20 protein-coding genes are annotated in these 15126 nt (G+C 58.1%); 8 read left to right on the top strand and 12 right to left on the bottom strand.

Annotated elements, in window-relative coordinates; all coding sequences use genetic code 11:
* Positions 1-2 precede the first annotated feature (2 nt).
* On the bottom strand, positions 3-797 hold the full coding sequence (locus JV201_RS22220) for an SDR family oxidoreductase (protein ID WP_219406047.1): 795 nt from the start codon (positions 795-797) through the stop codon (positions 3-5).
* 116 nt (positions 798-913) lie between these two features.
* On the opposite strand from JV201_RS22220, the gene JV201_RS22215 reads away from it, so the two are divergent.
* Complete coding sequence (locus JV201_RS22215) at positions 914-1852, top strand: GlxA family transcriptional regulator (protein ID WP_008432938.1); 939 nt, start codon at positions 914-916, stop codon at positions 1850-1852.
* 28 nt (positions 1853-1880) lie between these two features.
* On the opposite strand, the gene JV201_RS22210 is transcribed toward JV201_RS22215, so the two are convergent.
* The 4 genes from JV201_RS22210 to JV201_RS22195 form a co-directional block, all read right to left on the bottom strand.
* Entirely contained in the window at positions 1881-2219 is a 339-nt protein-coding gene (locus JV201_RS22210) for a helix-turn-helix domain-containing protein (protein WP_003211485.1), read from the bottom strand.
* Positions 2194-2556 (bottom strand): type II toxin-antitoxin system RelE/ParE family toxin, encoded by a 363-nt coding sequence (locus JV201_RS22205; RefSeq protein ID WP_003211487.1) that lies wholly within the window; start codon positions 2554-2556, stop codon positions 2194-2196. The genes JV201_RS22210 and JV201_RS22205 overlap by 26 nt, the downstream gene beginning before the upstream one ends.
* Before the next feature lie 47 nt (positions 2557-2603).
* Positions 2604-2924, bottom strand: coding sequence for an XRE family transcriptional regulator (locus JV201_RS22200; RefSeq protein ID WP_219406046.1), 321 nt, complete (start codon positions 2922-2924; stop codon positions 2604-2606).
* A gap of 103 nt (positions 2925-3027) precedes the next feature.
* The gene (locus JV201_RS22195) at positions 3028-3798 is read right to left on the bottom strand and encodes a helix-turn-helix domain-containing protein (RefSeq protein ID WP_219406045.1); all 771 of its coding nucleotides are present in this window, start codon (positions 3796-3798) and stop codon (positions 3028-3030) included.
* Positions 3799-3913: 115 nt separating this feature from the next.
* Between JV201_RS22195 and JV201_RS22190 the strand changes: the two genes are divergently transcribed.
* The 4 genes from JV201_RS22190 (at position 3914) to JV201_RS22180 (ending at position 5861) form a co-directional block, all read left to right on the top strand.
* Complete coding sequence (locus JV201_RS22190) at positions 3914-4720, top strand: sulfite exporter TauE/SafE family protein (RefSeq protein WP_219406044.1); 807 nt, start codon at positions 3914-3916, stop codon at positions 4718-4720.
* Between the two features lie 78 nt (positions 4721-4798).
* Positions 4799-4933, top strand: a complete 135-nt coding sequence (locus tag JV201_RS30105) for a hypothetical protein (protein WP_308340756.1) — start codon at positions 4799-4801, stop codon at positions 4931-4933.
* A 48-nt stretch (positions 4934-4981) separates the two neighbouring features.
* On the top strand, positions 4982-5161 hold the full coding sequence (locus tag JV201_RS30100) for a hypothetical protein (protein WP_308340755.1): 180 nt from the start codon (positions 4982-4984) through the stop codon (positions 5159-5161).
* A 43-nt stretch (positions 5162-5204) separates the two neighbouring features.
* The gene (locus JV201_RS22180) at positions 5205-5861 is read left to right on the top strand and encodes a hypothetical protein (protein ID WP_023659241.1); all 657 of its coding nucleotides are present in this window, start codon (positions 5205-5207) and stop codon (positions 5859-5861) included.
* Positions 5862-5873: 12 nt separating this feature from the next.
* On the opposite strand, the gene JV201_RS22175 is transcribed toward JV201_RS22180, so the two are convergent.
* The 6 genes from JV201_RS22175 to argH form a co-directional block, all read right to left on the bottom strand.
* Positions 5874-6824: a hypothetical protein gene (locus tag JV201_RS22175; protein ID WP_219406043.1), complete on the bottom strand. Its 951-nt coding sequence runs from the start codon at positions 6822-6824 to the stop codon at positions 5874-5876.
* A gap of 64 nt (positions 6825-6888) precedes the next feature.
* Complete coding sequence (locus JV201_RS22170) at positions 6889-8058, bottom strand: MFS transporter (protein ID WP_003211499.1); 1170 nt, start codon at positions 8056-8058, stop codon at positions 6889-6891.
* Positions 8059-8205: 147 nt separating this feature from the next.
* Complete coding sequence (locus JV201_RS22165) at positions 8206-9027, bottom strand: ABC transporter substrate-binding protein (protein WP_219406042.1); 822 nt, start codon at positions 9025-9027, stop codon at positions 8206-8208.
* A 25-nt stretch (positions 9028-9052) separates the two neighbouring features.
* Positions 9053-9817 carry an amino acid ABC transporter ATP-binding protein gene (locus JV201_RS22160; RefSeq protein ID WP_003211502.1) on the bottom strand — a complete coding sequence of 255 codons (765 nt, stop codon included), beginning with the start codon at positions 9815-9817 and terminating at the stop codon, positions 9053-9055.
* 23 nt (positions 9818-9840) lie between these two features.
* The gene (locus tag JV201_RS22155; protein ID WP_003211504.1) at positions 9841-10719 is read right to left on the bottom strand and encodes an amino acid ABC transporter permease; all 879 of its coding nucleotides are present in this window, start codon (positions 10717-10719) and stop codon (positions 9841-9843) included.
* A gap of 138 nt (positions 10720-10857) precedes the next feature.
* On the bottom strand, positions 10858-12285 hold the full coding sequence (argH, locus tag JV201_RS22150; protein ID WP_102369728.1) for an argininosuccinate lyase: 1428 nt from the start codon (positions 12283-12285) through the stop codon (positions 10858-10860).
* Positions 12286-12547: 262 nt separating this feature from the next.
* Between argH and JV201_RS22145 the strand changes: the two genes are divergently transcribed.
* The 3 genes from JV201_RS22145 (at position 12548) to JV201_RS22135 (ending at position 14428) form a co-directional block, all read left to right on the top strand.
* Positions 12548-13507, top strand: a complete 960-nt coding sequence (locus JV201_RS22145; RefSeq protein ID WP_032899067.1) for a LysR family transcriptional regulator — start codon at positions 12548-12550, stop codon at positions 13505-13507.
* A gap of 284 nt (positions 13508-13791) precedes the next feature.
* Entirely contained in the window at positions 13792-14031 is a 240-nt protein-coding gene (gene vapB, locus JV201_RS22140) for a type II toxin-antitoxin system VapB family antitoxin (protein ID WP_008432930.1), read from the top strand.
* Positions 14024-14428, top strand: a complete 405-nt coding sequence (locus JV201_RS22135) for a type II toxin-antitoxin system VapC family toxin (RefSeq protein ID WP_008432929.1) — start codon at positions 14024-14026, stop codon at positions 14426-14428. Before vapB ends, JV201_RS22135 begins: the two co-directional genes overlap by 8 nt.
* A gap of 41 nt (positions 14429-14469) precedes the next feature.
* On the opposite strand, the gene JV201_RS22130 is transcribed toward JV201_RS22135, so the two are convergent.
* Positions 14470-15111 (bottom strand): HAD-IB family hydrolase, encoded by a 642-nt coding sequence (locus JV201_RS22130; RefSeq protein WP_087693117.1) that lies wholly within the window; start codon positions 15109-15111, stop codon positions 14470-14472.
* Positions 15112-15126 lie beyond the last annotated feature (15 nt).

Here is a 15126-nt window from a genome sequence, read left to right as displayed (position 1 = left end):
GATTACTTCAACCCATAACGAGCGGCGGGTTCACGGTGCGACAGGTTCGGACCCAGGGCCAGCCGCGCGCGTTCGTAGGTGTCCCAATCTGCGCTGTCCGGCAGGGACGGAATCGTCACGGCTTCGCCCTGGGCAAGGCCTGCCAGGGCGGCGTCCACCAGGTTCTCGGTGGTCATCACCATGGCTTCCGGCAGGTTGTTCACAGGCAGGCCGGCGATGTCCCAGAACTCCGTGGCGGTAGCGCCTGGCAGCACCACTTGGACCACCACGCCCTTGTCACTCAGCTCATGCTGCAGCGATTCGCTGAACGCCTGCACGAACGCTTTGGTACCGCCATACACGCCATTCAGCACTTTGGGAGCGAGAGCGACAATCGAGCCGATGTTGATAATCGTGCCACGCCCCTGGGCGACAAAGTTGGTTGCCGCAGCTTTGGCCAGGCGGGTCAGCGCCAGTACGTTCAGCAGAATCATCGCGTCCATTTTGTCGGCATCCGACTCCAGCAGCGAAGCCGTGGCGCCCACACCGGCGTTATTCACCAGCAGGCTGATACGGCTGTCTTCGTGCGCGATCCGGGCGATTCGCGCCAAGTCGGCTGGCAGATTGAGATCGGCCTCTATCACTTGCACGTCACGCTGGGTATTGGCTTTCAAGCGTGTTGCCAACTGCTCCAGACGTTGCTGGTTGCGGGCCACCAGAATCAGATCGTAGCCGGCACGGGCCAGGCGGTCGGCATACACCGCGCCTATTCCTGACGAGGCACCGGTAATCAGGGCATAACCTTTGTGTTGCGACATGGCAGTTGCTCCAAATGGGCCGGGGAGGGGATCGGCCTTGTTGGAACCAAGATTATGGGTGTAATGTGGTGGCTGCAATGTCATATATCCCTCCTTTAGAGACATGAGGTTTGGCCATGGTGTCCGTCGGTATCCTGCTTTTTCCCGGTTTCCAGGTGCTCAGCCTGTCCACCAGCAGCGTGTTCGAATTTGCCAACTTCGTGGTGGGGCGACCGTTCTACCGCGTGGACTTGTTGTCGGAGCATGGCGGGCCGATAAAAAGCTCCATGGGCTTTGCCATTGATAGCCTGGCGTTCGGGCAGCAGGTCTACGACACGATCTTGGTGCTGGGGGACAACGAACTACTTGAGCCCACTCCCGGCATGGTGGAGTACCTGCAAGCGTCATTGACGGCGTCGCGCCGGGTTACATCGGCCTGCACCGGTTCGTTCCACCTGGCAGCGGCCGGCCTGTTGGAAGGGCGCAAGGCAACCACCCACTGGTACCACGCCATGACGTTTCGCCAGCGCTACCCCAACGTGAAGCTGGAGGAAGACCGGATCTTCACCGTCGATGGCCCGCTCTGGACCTCTGCCGGGATGACCGCCTGCATCGACCTGGCCCTGGCCCTGGTCGAGCACGATTTGGGCGTGGAAGTGGCCCGCGACGTGGCGAAAAAACTGGTGGTTTACCATCGCCGTGCCGGTGGCCAGTCACAGTTCTCGGCGTTGCTGGAACTGGACCCAAAGTCCGACCGCGTACAAACCGCCCTGGCGTGGGCCAAAGGGCACTTGCACGAGGACCTCTCGGTAGAACAACTGGCGCAAGCGGCACACCTCAGCCCGCGTCAGTTCAGCCGACTGTTCCGAGCCGAAACCGGGCAATCGCCGGCCAAGGCGGTAGAACACCTGCGCATTGAAGCCGCCCGGTTGATGCTCGAATCCGGCAGCCACTCCATCGACGTTGTCGCCCGGGAGACGGGCTTCGGTGACCCGGAGCGCATGCGTCGAGCCTTCCTGCGAGCGTTTGGCCAACCGCCACAAATGATCCGTCGGGCGTTGCAGTTGCAGGCGTGAACTTGCGGGAGCCAGAACCTAGGGCAACTCAGGCGAATAGCACTTCAATACGTCCTTGAGTACGTGAAGCTGGCGCAGCCGTAATAACGATTTGCACATCGCGCCCCAGGCGCGACAAACACTCAAGCATTTTGGCTTCACTGATACCCCGAAACCTGCCACGCAGCATTTCAGACACCTTGGGTTGGGATAAACCGAGAATGACGGAGGCTTGTGCCTGAGTGAGGCTACGTGCCTTGAGAATCTCACCAATCTTCGTCGCCAGCTGTGCCTTGACCTGCATTTCACTGGCGTCGGGCTGCCCGATGTCTTCATAGACATTGCCGGTGCTTTCTTCGATCTCAATCGCGTTGTGATGCTTGTGCATGATCCTGCGCCGCCTTGAGTCGCTGTTTGATCAGTTGTATGTCGTGCTGTGCTGTAGCGATGCCTTTCGTCGACTTTTTCTGGAAGCAATGAAGGACATAAACAGCTGAGTCGAAACGGACGGTATACACACCACGATAAGTGTTGCTGTCGAAATCCTCCACCACCTCAAGTACCGCGTTACCGCCAAACCCTTTCAATGCCTTGGTCTGTGAGTGCTTGCCTCCTCCTTGGGCGAGGTGGAGCGCAAAGCCAAACACATCTTGAACAGGCCCAGGCATTTGCTGCAGATCTTTCTTGCTACCGCCCACCCAGAGGAGTGGCTTCCATGAACTCATGAGAGGATATACCTAAATAGGGATAAGCGTCAGCGCGAAGAGAAATCTTACTCAACCGTTTCAAGCACTGAATGCTCTGACGACAGTGGCAAAGAGCCCCGCACATTCATCCCCCACCCCGGCGCAAAGCCCGGGAAAAACACCAACCCTTCAGCCTCCAGGCGAAACGCCACACTCAGGCGGACTTCATCGTCCACGTCGCCATGGCTTTCAAAACGTTGAAGGGCGTCCACTTCCACATCCGCTTCCCGGGCCAGGTATTCCCGGCTCCAGCCCAGCATAAGGCGGGCCTGGACGCTGTGCCGTGGGGTGAATTGATGAAGGACGATCTGCTGTTCTACAGTGCTGCTCATTGCCAGAGAGGACATGGACTTTCTCCAGGTTCGACGGGGGAGGGCAAACTATACTGTGTTTTTGTACAGTTGTTTTGACCGCTCATCAACTGGATTTTCCGATAGCGCTGCCGCCGCTCTATTTCGCCCCTTCCAGGTAGGTGCTCGGTGACTGCCCAAGCACCCGGCGGAACATGCTGGAAAATGCCGCCGGGTTTTCATAGCCCAGGTCCAGGGCGATCCGGGTGACGCTTTCACCGCTGGCCAACCGCGCCAAGGCCTGTACCACACAGGCCCGCTGGCGCCACTGCACGAAGCTCAGGCCGGTTTGTTGGCGAAAATGCCGGCTGAAGGTGCGCAGGCTCAGGTGCGATTGTTGCGCCCATTGAACCGGTGACTGGTGCACGTCCGGCCGCTGCAGAAACGCCAGGCACAGAGCAAGCAGGCGAGGGTCCTCCGGCAGCGGGATATGCAGGGGTAAGTGCGTGGCGCGTGCCAGTTCATGCAACAGCAGGCTGACCAGCGCACCGTCGCGCCCGGCCTCGTCGTATTCCAGCGGCAGCTCCACCGCCTCCATCAGCAGCTGGCGCATCAGGGGGGAAACGTTGATGACGTGGCAGTCGGTGCCCAAGTCGGTGACGGCGTGCGGTTCGATATACAGGCTGCGCGTCGACACGCCGAGCATCAGCACTTCATGGGGCACTTGGGCGGGAATCCACACCGCGCGCTGGGGCGGCACAACCCAGTTGCCTTGCTGGGTGCTGACTTGCATCACCCCGGTGGCGCCATACAGCAACTGGCCGCGGCGATGGCTGTGGCGCTTGAGCAGATAGCCGTGGGGATAGTCGGTGCCGATTGCCACGACCGTTCGCGGGGTCAGGTCGAGCTGAGCGATGGAAACGTTGCGCATGGAGCTGATTCCGGAAGTGGCAATATCTCGCATATTATTGGCCGACATGCGCAAGCGGGCCAAGCCTTGAATCTCTATCGTCGACAGCTCTCCCTGATACTGAAGGCGATTCCCGATGTTCTATCTATTACTGGCACTGTTCGGCTGCATGACCGGCGTGACCGCTGTGCTGTTCGGCTTCGGTGGCGGGTTCGTGGTGGTGCCGTTGCTGTACGGCATGCTCAAGCTCAGCCACGACGCGGGCGTGAGTGAATCAGCGATGCATATCGCGGTCGCCACCTCCACCTGCGTGATGATCGTCAACGCGCTGCTTGCTGCCGGAAAACACCAGCGCAAAGGTAATCTGATTCGCCACTACCTGTGGCCGTTGGGCGGGTACATCGGGGTCGGCGCCGTGCTGGGGGCAGGGGCTGCAATGTTCGCCAGCGGCGATTTCATGCGGTACGCCTTTATCGCCTACCTGGCCATCACCATTGTCGATTGCCTGTTGCGCAGGGGCTTTCTCAGCCAGGACGACAGGCTCCAGCCACGACGCCTGAGCGGCGCGGAAGTGACGGGCGGCGGCATCGCCATTGGCCTGATCGCGACCTTCCTGGGTGTGGGCGGCAGCGTGATGACCGTGCCGCTCTTGCGCCGTTGCGGCTTGAGCATGTCCCAGTCCACGTCCATGGCCAACCCGCTGAGCGTGCCGGTGGCGCTGGCCGGTACGTTTACCTACATGCTCATGGCTGGATTCGCCAAGGTGCAATTGGGCGCGTGGTTTGTCGGCTATGTCGATTTGCTGGCGTTCGCCATCCTCACCCTGGGCTCGCTGCTGGGCATTCGCCTGGCCACGCCGTGGATCGGTCGCATCCCGGATGCACTGCATGCGCGGGTGTATATCGGGTTGTTGGGCGTGGTGATGGTGAGCATGCTGGTCTGACGCAAGTGGATTTTGCGTTCTTTTAGCCGCAGGCTAGGGTTACTTCTCTATTCAAAAGAAAGTGACCGGGGGAATGTCATGTCCATTTCCGAAAGCGATTGGCAGAAGTTCAAAGTCCTCAGGGCATTGGCACTTGAACGCTTTTACCTAGGCGTACTGGCTGATCCAAAGACCATCAGCGAGCGCGAAACGCTTTCTGCCGAGGCTCGGTAAAGGACGCTGTATAGCCTCACCAGGGATCGCCATAACGATGTCGTCCGAATGTTTGATCTCTACAGTCGTTCGAAAGCCCGCGAGAGCCTTGCGCAAATGATCAGGCATGATTTGTTGAGTGATTCAGAGTTGTCGGTATTAAGCGAAGAGACATTGAGCGCTATCGGCTACGCGGTCAGGCAGCGTTACGAAATCGAGTGGGTTGCTGCACACGTACAAGGCGACTGAGTCTTGTCTTAGACTTCAGTCAGAATGTTCAGGAAATATCTTGATGCTTAGTTTTAATTGTACGCAGGCGGCTGGTAATTTTTTTAGCCGGGTTCACAAAGGCAAAAAAATTACCCCGGTTCAAAAACCGCCGACACAAGAGCGCCAGGGCGATGACCTGTACGCCGACCCTCATCAGTGGCTGGTCCATGCCGCGACGGTGCAACGTAAACATGTGCTGTTGGCGATACATCTGAAAACCCGCTATTGCATGCTGTTTTTTGATATGAAAAAAGCCGACGCCGATGGCTTCGTGCGCACCTTTATTAATCGGTGGATGAGTGGTGTTTTGGATCTCGCCTTGAAGTCTGATGTTTTGGATTTGGTTGATCCGTCTGTGCCTGAGCAGCAATTCGTCAGTTTGGTCGAGTCGTACTCTCTACAGCAGCGGGGTGATCGGAGTGCGCAGACTCAAATCAACGAAATATTGCGGAGTTTTGAGATGGACGCAGAAGGCGTGGATCTTGTTGCAATGCCTTGGAGCGCTCTGCATTACGACGCTCGAATCAACCATACGCCTCGAAGCTTGAAAGATGTGAAGGGGCTTCATTTACCGGATGAGGAAATGCTGATTCACTGGTTGGTCACGGTAGGCGGCTTGGACCCTGCGGGCGCCGCACTTGCACGTGAAAAGTACCGTTTATTCAGCCGAAGGGCCTGACCTGGAATCGCATTACCGTTCTCCCAACCCCGGCGCCTCGCGAATAATCAGGTGATCGAGGTTCTCGATATTGGCACTGAACACCCCGAACGTCTGCTCGGGGTTTTTCTTGCTTGGCACCTGTTTCAGCTCCGGCGTCACCCCGTAGAAGAAGCAATACAACGGCCGATCACTGTCCACCGCGGCCTTGATCTGCTCCAGGAACGCCTTGCGCTTGCGGTAGTCCTCGATCAGTTTTTTGCTCAGGTAAACGTTGATGGAATAGGGCTTCTTGTCGAGCCAGGCTTTCTTTTCGAAGTCGATGCGAAAGCTGCTGGTGTAGTCCTTGATCTCCTTGATCTTGCCCCAGTAGATCAGGCCTTTGTTGTCCTGCAGGTATTCGATCTTCTTGAAAAACGTCCAGTAGGTCGCGGTGTGCTCGCCGATCTTCAAGGGCATGCTTTTGAGCTTGTCCTTGTCGCCGATATTGGACACGTAGCATTCCACTGGGTGGGCAAAGACGCTGGTCTTGTCCGGGGTGGTGTCGCTTGAGCTGTGAGACAAGGCGTTGCGGGTTGCCGGCGTTTTCGGCGGCTCTTGTGCGGTGCCACCCTCAGCACCGATGACCGGCGTTTTGCGTTCGTACTGGCGCCGCGTCAGGACAAATTCCGACGGGAAGTTTTCCTCCGGCCCATCCTCAGATTCGCCTTTTCCGGCAGGGCGACTGGCGTAACGGCAACCCTCGATATGCCGGGTGCTGGGGATGTTCTTGAAGTGCGGCGTACGCAGGTAATTGACGTTTTTTGCATTGAACGTGCCCAACACATTACCCGCCGCAAACGCCGCCCGGCATTCGTCGTTGGGGCACAGGAAACTGTCCTTGTCGGAATCGAAGGCGGCGGTTTCGTCGAAATTCAGTTCGCGCACGTCATAGATCGACAGCTTGTCGTCGAGACTCAGGCTGTAGGCCGTGTCGAATTTCATGGGGCTCGGGTCCGTGAGAGGTTTCGCTATTAATAGCGGGATATCGAGCAAATATCAGTAGAAATTACGCACGGACCACCACACGCCGGCCACTCAGGAAACACAAGGTGCCACCCACCGCCGTCAGCCCGCTGAGTACATAGAACATAGAGGCGGGGGATGCGTTGATCAGCAGGTAGCCGCAGATCACCGGGCTCAGCGCCCCGCCAAATGCCGCCAGGTTTTGTGCGCCGTAATAACTGCCGCGCAGGGCGTCCGGGGCGATGGTGTCGATAAACAGGAACTCGGACGGGTAGATGATCATCTCCCCGAGGGTGAACACAAACATCGCGACACACCACGACACCAGGCCGTCCGCCATGCTGAAGCCGATCAACCCGGCAATAAACAGCGAGGTGCCAAGCACGATCCAGTAGCGCAGTTGTTCACGCTTGAGGAAGCGGCCGATCTGGTACTGCATCAGGATCACCGTGATGGCGTTGCACGCCAGCACCGCAGAGAGAATTTTCAGCGCGTTCTCCGGCTTGTAGGCCACCAGCAGAAATTGCGACAGATAGAGGGTGTAGCGCCCGTGGACAATGGTGCTCAACAGGCTGCCGCTGGTGAACAGGATCAAGGTGCGATCGCTGCGCAGGGTCCTCAGGGTGCTGAGAAAACTTAAGGGTTTGTTGCTGTCGTCGCGCTGGGTCGGTGGGATGCCGATCATCAGGAACAGGCTGCCAAAGGCAATCGCGCTGGCGATCAGGAACGGTGCCAGGGGCATCTGCCCGGCAATCACCACGCCGAGCATCGGGCCGGTGGCGTAGCCGACATTGGTCAGGGTGTAGCGCAGGGAAAACACCTTGGCCCGCTGGCCCACCGGCAGGTTCTCGCTGATGATCGCCTTGGAGCCGATCAGGAACAGTGCCGAAGCGGCTTCGGTGATCACCAGGGTCAGGGTGGTCAGGTACAGGTTGCTGGCGAAGGTCAGCAACAAAAAACCGATGGAGCTGGAAAGCATCGCCAGGATCAGCAGCTTGCGCTTTTCCAGGCGGTCGATGATGTAGCCACCGTAGAGGCCCAGCAGGGTGGCGATGAAGACGGCGATGCCCATCAGCAAGCCGATGTCTTGCTGGTTGAGGCCCAGGCGGGTGCTCAGCAACAGGGCGAGCAACGGGCTGGTCATGGCGCGGCTGACGACGATGGTCACCGAGCAGATCATCAGGCGGCGGATTACCAGGGAGTACGTGGCCACGGTGGGGCGGATGTCCTTATTCTTTTTTCAAGGCGATGAAGATCCAGTGTGGGAGCGGGCTTGCTCGCGAATGCGGTGTGTCAGTGCCAACTGTACCGGCTGATCCACCGCATTCGCGAGCAAGCCCGCTCCCACATTTAGATCCAGTTACTGGCCGGCATTGATGCTGATCTTCTCAACCGCACCCTGCTCCAGATCCCACTTCTGCAGAATCTTGCCGTACGTCCCATCATCGATCATGCCCTGCAACGCCTCACTGATGGCCGTGACCAACTCGGTATTGCTCTTCTCAATCCCAAGCCCCGTAAACTGCTTGGAAATCGCCAGGCCCACCGGCTTGTACTTACCCTTGTCCAGCGACATCAGGTAAGGAATGGTTTCACTGCCCTGCATCGCCGCATCCAGACGGTTCTGCTGCAATTGCGCCCGGGCATCCGCCGAACCCTCGGTGCCAATCACCACGATGGCTGGCTTACCGGCCTTTTCGCAGTTTTCCTTGCTCCACGCGGCAATTTCCGATGGCCAGGTGGTACGTCGGCTGGTGCCGACTTTTTTACCGCACAGGTCAGTCAATTCCTTGAGGTCTTCACGCTTGGCCAGGGTGTACAGCTGCGGGCCGCTGGTGAAGTAGTCAATAAAGGTCACCGCCTTCTGACGCTCGGCAGTGTCGGACATGCCCGACAGCACAATGTCCACGCGCTTGGTGGTCAGGCCGCTGAGCATTTGTTCGAAGCCGGTTTCCTGCCACTTGATCTTCACCCCCAAACGCTCGGCCAGGGCGTTGCCCAGGTCAAAGTCCAGGCCGGTGAGTTTGTTGGTGGCGGTGTCCTTGAAATCCATCGGCGGGTAGTTCGGCACGATGGCCGCGCTGATCTCACCCTTGTCCTTGATCGCTGCCGGCAATGCCGCCAAAACCGAAGTGGAGGCCATCAGGCCTACGAGCAAACTTGGAAGAAACAGATTTTTCATGGGGGCGTTCTCGTTAGTTTTTTAGTTAAGTGCGAACGGCAGAAATAAAGCTTTGGGTACGCGGGTTTTGTGGGCTTATTAGAATTTCTTCCGGGCTGCCGGCTTCCACAATCTGGCCGGCATCCATAAACACCATGCGGTTGGACACTTCGCGGGCGAAGCCCAACTCATGGGTGACCACAATCATGGTCATGCCGGTGGTGGCCAAATCGCGCATCACCGACAGCACTTCTCCTACCAGCTCCGGGTCGAGGGCTGACGTGGGTTCGTCAAACAACATCAGCTTGGGCCGCATCGCCAGCGCACGGGCAATTGCCACACGTTGTTGCTGGCCGCCGGACAACTCCACCGGGTAGGCATTGCGCTTGTCCGCCAGGCCGACGCGGGCCAGCAACTCCAGCGCGTCCTCGGTGGCTTCCTTGGGCGAGCGCTTGAGCACCTGGCACGGGCCCTCGATGATGTTCTGCAACACGGTCATGTGCGGGAACAGATTGAAGCGCTGAAACACCATGCCGGTGGCCAGGCGCTGACGAGCAATCTGTGATTCATTCAACTCATGCAGCTTGTTGCCGACGACCCGGTAGCCCACCAGTTCGCCATCGACCCACAGGCCGCCCTTGTCGATTTTTTCCAGCTGATTGACGCAGCGCAGCAGGGTACTTTTGCCGGAACCGGACGGGCCGATGATGCACAGCACTTCGCCTTGTTCGACTTCCAGGTTGATGTCCTGCAACGCGTGATACTGGTCGTAATACTTGTTCAGGTTCACGGCCTTGACGATGCTTCTCATGGGCAAATCTCCTCAGTCAGGGCTTACGAACGCTTGCCGGCGCCGCGGGCAAAACGACGCTCGAGGCGGCTCTGACCGAATGAAAGAACAGTCACCACCGCCAGGTACCAGATGCCTGCAACAATCAGCAGCTCCATGACCCGGGCGTTGGCGTAGTAGATGTTTTGCGCGTTGTGCAGCAGCTCCGAGTACTGGATCACACTCGCCAGGCTGGTCATTTTCACCATGCTGATGAACTCGTTGCCCACAGGCGGAATAATCACCCGCATCGCCTGGGGCAGAATCACCCTACGCAGCGCCTGAAGGCTCGGCATGCCGATCGACTTGGCGGCTTCGTACTGGCCGGTGTCCACCGACAACAGGCCGGCGCGCACCACTTCGGCGGTGTAGGCACCCTGGTTGATGCTCAGGCCGAGGAGGGCGGCCACGAACGGCGTCATCAGGTCTACGGTGTCGATGCTGAACAGGCCGGGAATCGCGATCACCGGGAAAATCAGCGCCAGGTTGAACCACAACAGCAGTTGCAGAATCAGCGGCGTGCCGCGAAATAGCCAGGTGTAGGTGATGGCCACGTAGCGCAGGATCGGGTTGGCCGACATGCGCATGATTGCCGTGATCACCCCGATCACCACACCCAGCGCCATGGCCAGGATCGACATGATGATGGTGTTCACCAGACCCCAGATGATCGCCTCGGACGTAAGGAACTGACCGATGTAGGACCATTCAATCTGGCCGTTGGCGAATGCACGCAACAAGGCGGCCAGTGCGATCACGATCAACGTGGCAAAAAACATCCGCCCGTAATAGCGACGGGGCACGTGCTCGTACTGGGTGATATCGAACTGGTTCTCGGTCTGCTGGCGCTCGGCTTGCAAGCGCTCTGCCGGGGTTTGTTTCATGGTGACTCTCCAAAACAACTGAATACACTGATCGTTCCCACGCTCTGCGTGGGAATGCAGCAAGGGATGCTCTGCGTCCCCAAAGCGTGACGCGGATCGTCACAAGAGGCATTCCCACGCAGAGCGTGGGAACGATCTTTAAATTCGAAAGCCGGTGTAGTTTTCTGCCCACTTCTGTTGCGCAGCCAGGGCCACCTTCAACCGCCCAATCTGCTCCCGCACCCGATCCGGCGCCGTACCGCCCCAACCACTGCGCGCCGCAATCGCCGCTTCCAGGGTCAGGCACTCACGCACTTGCGGCGTCAGCCGCGTATCCACCTCTGCCAACAACGCCGGCGAGGCTTCCCACAATTCAATTTCATGCTTCTCACAGGCCTGCACCAAGGCACCGGTAATCTCATGGGCCTCCTTGAATGGCACACCACGAGTGGCCAGCCAATCCGCCACCTCAGTTGCCAATGTGAAACCCATCGGCGCCTGACGCCGCAACTCTTCCACCTGCACCTTCATCGTCGCGACCATCCCGGCCATCGCCGGCAGCACCAGCAGCAACGTATCCACGCTGTCCAACACACTGTGCTTGTCTTCACTCAAATCGCGGTTGTACGACAGCGGCAAGGATTTGAGCGTCGACATCAACCCGGTCAGGTTGCCAATCAAGCGCCCCGCTTTACCCCGTGCCAATTCGGCAATGTCCGGGTTCTTCTTCTGCGGCATGATCGAGCTACCGGTGGCGTAGGCATCGTCCAACTGCACCCAGCGAAACTGCCGCGACGACCACAGGCAAAACTCTTCCGACAGCCGCGAGATATTCACCCCGAGCATGCCCGCCACAAACAGAAACTCCGCCACGTGGTCACGACTGGCTACAGCATCGATAGAGTTTTCGCACGGCCCGGTGTAACCCATCTCCTTGGCCGAATGCTCCGGCTGGCGAGCAATTGCCGAGCCCGCCATCGCCGCGGCACCCAACGGCGACAACGCCGTACGCGCATCCCAGTCCACCAGGCGCTGCACATCCCGCAGCATCGATTGCGCATGAGCCAGCAAGTGATGGGCGAACACAATCGGCTGCGCCTGCTGCAAATGGGTGAAGCCCGGGCAGATGCTCTCGATATGCTGCTCGGCCTGGTCCACCAGCGCCTGCTGCAAGCCCAACACCTCGGTGGTGATGGTGCGCGCGTGGTCTCGCAGGAACAGGCGCAAATCGTTGGCCGTCTGGTCATTGCGCGAACGTCCGGCGCGCAACTTGCCGCCCAGGGCGCCCAAACGCTCGGTCAACACCCGCTCGATGAAGGTGTGCACATCCTCGTCATCCAGCGTCGGGTGCAGGCGGCCAGCGGCAAAGTCCTCACCGATGCGGTCCAGCGCTTCCAGGGTGCGCAAGGTTTCCGACTCATCCAGCAACCCGGCGCGCTGCAACTCACGGGCATGGGCCCGGGAGCCGGCCAGGTCGTAGGGCGTCAGGCGAAAATAGCGCTCGGGGCAACGGGACAGCGCCGCCAAAGCAGCAGACGGTCCGGACTTGAAACGAGCACCCCAGAGGCGATCGGTGGGCTGAGACATGGTGTTCCTCACGCTTGTTTTTAGAAGTGACAAGCCCGATGGACGTGGCTTGGCCTTATGGATTCGGAGGGCAGTAGCAAAACGAAAAGTCCTGATCGAAGTGTCAGGTTTTTATGGGCGTTAAATCAGCCGGTAAAAGCTGTTCAACCCGCTATATTCAAGGTTGCCAAGGGCGGTTAAGTATGTTCATTATTGCCGCCCGGCGATGTTCATGGAGTAGGTCAAAGCCTGTTGAATATGGCACTTGAGGTCAACACGTATTATGGAAACCCCACTTTCCAATTCTGGAAACATACCGCCAAAACCCGGCACAAGACCGCCCCTGCAACTCAGCGGCCTGGACTTCAAATTGCTGCGGGTGTTCAAGGCTGTGGTCGAAGCGGGCGGCTTCAGCGCGGCGCAGAACGAGCTGAATGTGGGCTTGGCGGCGATCAGCAAGCAGATTTCCGACCTGGAAATTCGCATCGGCATGCGCCTGTGTACGCGAGGGCGGGAAGGGTTTGGCCTGACCGAAGAAGGCAAATTAGTCTATCAAGCGTCCATTGAATTATTTGCCTCGGTAGACAGTTTCAGAGACAAGCTTAGTTCGGCACAGAATGAACTGATCGGCGACCTTAGTGTGGGCGTTATTGATAACACCGTCTCCGACGTTAATTCACCATTGATTAACGCGCTGGGAAGATTACATACAGAGTCGCCAAAAATAAGATTACGTCTACATGCCTCGCAACTGGACGAAGTTGAACGGGGCGTGGTGGAAGGGCGGCTGATTGTCGGCATCGTCCCGGTGTACCAGCGACGGGAAGAATTCGATTATTTCCCGCTATACGAAGAAAAGTCCCACGCGTACTGCGGCGTCGGGCATCCGCTGTTTGAAGCGAGTGACATCAACGCAGATGTGTTGCGCCAGCATGAAGTGGTCAACCATCGTTACGCGATCCACAGCGACAAGGCCAACTTCGTCAGCTACGACAGCCAGTCCGCCTCGGCCTCACAGGTTGAAGCCGTGGCCATCCTCATCCTCACCGGCCGCTTCCTGGGCTTCCTCCCGGAACACTACGCCGCGCCGCTGGTGAAGGAAGGGCGCCTGCGCGTGTTATGCCCGGAGCAGATCCACCTGAGCACAGCGTTCAACCTTATCCTGCGCCACAACGCCCCACGAAGCCCGCTGGTCAAAGCCTTCGCAACGGCATTGGGCGTGGACCTCAAAGCGCCAATCTAACGAATTCACACCACCCTTAGAACCTACAGAGATCCCCTGTGGGAGCTGTCGAGCCCCAGCGAGGCTGCGATGGGATCAACTCGGTCTACCCGCAGACCCTATCCACCCGCATCACCGCCGCAACTTGCCCAACTTCTTCTTCGCATGAAAATGCGCTTCCTGCGCCGCCATCAACAGCTACCTGTTCGGCTACGCTCGTCGGGTAGCTGCTATAGAGCTATGCAATAGAGCACCTGCAAACTATCATTCTTACCTGTCTTCCCATGCCTAGAGAGGTGTTCCTTATGTCTACTGGAACGATCTTCACCAATAACCGTACACAAAATATCCGCATCCCTGCTGACATGCGTTTTCCCGCTGGGGTGAAAACTGTAGAGGTGCGTGCCGTGGGGCGCGAACTGATTATTTCGCCGGTTGAAAACACTTGGGACAGCTTTTTCCTTGCAAGCGAATCGGTATCTGATGATTTTATGGAGGAGCGCGCCGACCAAACCCAGCAAGAGCGAGAGTCCTTTGATGATTAAGTACATGCTTGATACGAACATCGTGATCTACATCATCAAGCGTCGGCCTATGGAAATACTGGAAAAATTCAATGCGAATGTAGGTCGTATGGTGATCTCTTCGATCACCCTTGCGGAATTGATGCACGGGGCCGAAAAAAGCCAGTTTGTTGAGAGAAATACTCGGGCGGTGGAGGACTTCATCTCCCGGCTTGACGTCATTCACTACGATGACAAGGCCGCTTTTCACTACGGCTCGATCCGCTCCGATCTCGAAAAGAAGGGCACTCCAATCGGCGTAAATGACCTGCACATCGCGGGCCACGCCAGAAGCTCAGGATTGGTCTTAGTGACTAACAACGAAGGTGAGTTCAAGCGAGTGAATGGCTTGATCGTGGAAAACTGGATCGCCGCCTAAGGCAGTCAATCCAGCGCACACAGATAGGTCGTCCAGGCGATTCAGCGTTGCTTGATTCGTTTCTTCTTCGCATGAAAATGCCGAAAATGCGCATCCTGCGCCGCCGCCAACAACTCCCGATCCCCGCGCGTATCACCCCAGGCCCTGAGCCGATACTCCCCCAGATCCCCATAAACCGCCTCAAGCCGAAGCACCTTATTCTCACACCGGCAATTATTCCCGGTGAGCTTGCCCGTCAATACTCCGTCAACCACCTCAAGCTCAGTGCCTATCAACTTGATCCCAAGCCGATCCGCAAACGGCTGCAACACCAACGCTGGCGATGCCGAACACAGCGTCACCACCGCCCCGGACTTCACCTCATCGGCCACCGATTGCAGCCCGGTTGGCCGCATCAACTTGTTCCAATAGGCCTGGCAATACGCTTCCGCTTTCTGCTGAACCCACGCCTTATCCACGCCGGTCATAAAGGTGCGGATCAACTGCGCCTTGAGCTCATCACGGCTAATGACGCGCAACAGAAACTGCGCGCCAGGCACCGCCAGCTTCACCATCCTGCGCACGAACTCGCCTTTACCAAAGGCGAACTTCAGGAACGGCACGAAGCTGTCGTGGTGGGTCAGGGTGCCGTCGAAGTCAAAGACGGAGAGTACTTTGGCATCCAAGGGGCCGGATTCGAGCATGTCTGGGTTCACGGG

This window comes from Pseudomonas sp. Colony2, assembly GCF_019382755.1.
In the GTDB taxonomy this organism is placed as follows: Bacteria; Pseudomonadota; Gammaproteobacteria; order Pseudomonadales; family Pseudomonadaceae; genus Aquipseudomonas.
This window is presented reverse-complemented; position numbering and strand designations above follow the sequence as displayed.

What these genes read in the sequence shown, in the direction of transcription:
- JV201_RS22220 (WP_219406047.1), bottom strand. Translation starts at nt 797, where the DNA reads ATGTCGCAACACAAAGGTTATGCCCTGATTACCGGTGCCTCGTCAGGA.
- JV201_RS30105 (WP_308340756.1), top strand. Translation starts at nt 4,799, where the DNA reads ATGTCCATTTCCGAAAGCGATTGGCAGAAGTTCAAAGTCCTCAGGGCA.
- JV201_RS22195 (WP_219406045.1), bottom strand. Translation starts at nt 3,798, where the DNA reads ATGCGCAACGTTTCCATCGCTCAGCTCGACCTGACCCCGCGAACGGTC.
- JV201_RS22210 (WP_003211485.1), bottom strand. Translation starts at nt 2,219, where the DNA reads ATGCACAAGCATCACAACGCGATTGAGATCGAAGAAAGCACCGGCAAT.
- JV201_RS22190 (WP_219406044.1), top strand. Translation starts at nt 3,914, where the DNA reads ATGTTCTATCTATTACTGGCACTGTTCGGCTGCATGACCGGCGTGACC.
- JV201_RS30100 (WP_308340755.1), top strand. Translation starts at nt 4,982, where the DNA reads ATGTTTGATCTCTACAGTCGTTCGAAAGCCCGCGAGAGCCTTGCGCAA.
- JV201_RS22165 (WP_219406042.1), bottom strand. Translation starts at nt 9,027, where the DNA reads ATGAAAAATCTGTTTCTTCCAAGTTTGCTCGTAGGCCTGATGGCCTCC.
- JV201_RS22135 (WP_008432929.1), top strand. Translation starts at nt 14,024, where the DNA reads ATGATTAAGTACATGCTTGATACGAACATCGTGATCTACATCATCAAG.
- vapB (WP_008432930.1), top strand. Translation starts at nt 13,792, where the DNA reads ATGTCTACTGGAACGATCTTCACCAATAACCGTACACAAAATATCCGC.
- JV201_RS22145 (WP_032899067.1), top strand. Translation starts at nt 12,548, where the DNA reads ATGGAAACCCCACTTTCCAATTCTGGAAACATACCGCCAAAACCCGGC.
- JV201_RS22205 (WP_003211487.1), bottom strand. Translation starts at nt 2,556, where the DNA reads ATGAGTTCATGGAAGCCACTCCTCTGGGTGGGCGGTAGCAAGAAAGAT.
- JV201_RS22160 (WP_003211502.1), bottom strand. Translation starts at nt 9,817, where the DNA reads ATGAGAAGCATCGTCAAGGCCGTGAACCTGAACAAGTATTACGACCAG.
- JV201_RS22215 (WP_008432938.1), top strand. Translation starts at nt 914, where the DNA reads ATGGTGTCCGTCGGTATCCTGCTTTTTCCCGGTTTCCAGGTGCTCAGC.
- JV201_RS22175 (WP_219406043.1), bottom strand. Translation starts at nt 6,824, where the DNA reads ATGAAATTCGACACGGCCTACAGCCTGAGTCTCGACGACAAGCTGTCG.
- JV201_RS22200 (WP_219406046.1), bottom strand. Translation starts at nt 2,924, where the DNA reads ATGTCCTCTCTGGCAATGAGCAGCACTGTAGAACAGCAGATCGTCCTT.
- JV201_RS22130 (WP_087693117.1), bottom strand. Translation starts at nt 15,111, where the DNA reads ATGCTCGAATCCGGCCCCTTGGATGCCAAAGTACTCTCCGTCTTTGAC.
- JV201_RS22180 (WP_023659241.1), top strand. Translation starts at nt 5,205, where the DNA reads ATGCTTAGTTTTAATTGTACGCAGGCGGCTGGTAATTTTTTTAGCCGG.
- JV201_RS22155 (WP_003211504.1), bottom strand. Translation starts at nt 10,719, where the DNA reads ATGAAACAAACCCCGGCAGAGCGCTTGCAAGCCGAGCGCCAGCAGACC.
- argH (WP_102369728.1), bottom strand. Translation starts at nt 12,285, where the DNA reads ATGTCTCAGCCCACCGATCGCCTCTGGGGTGCTCGTTTCAAGTCCGGA.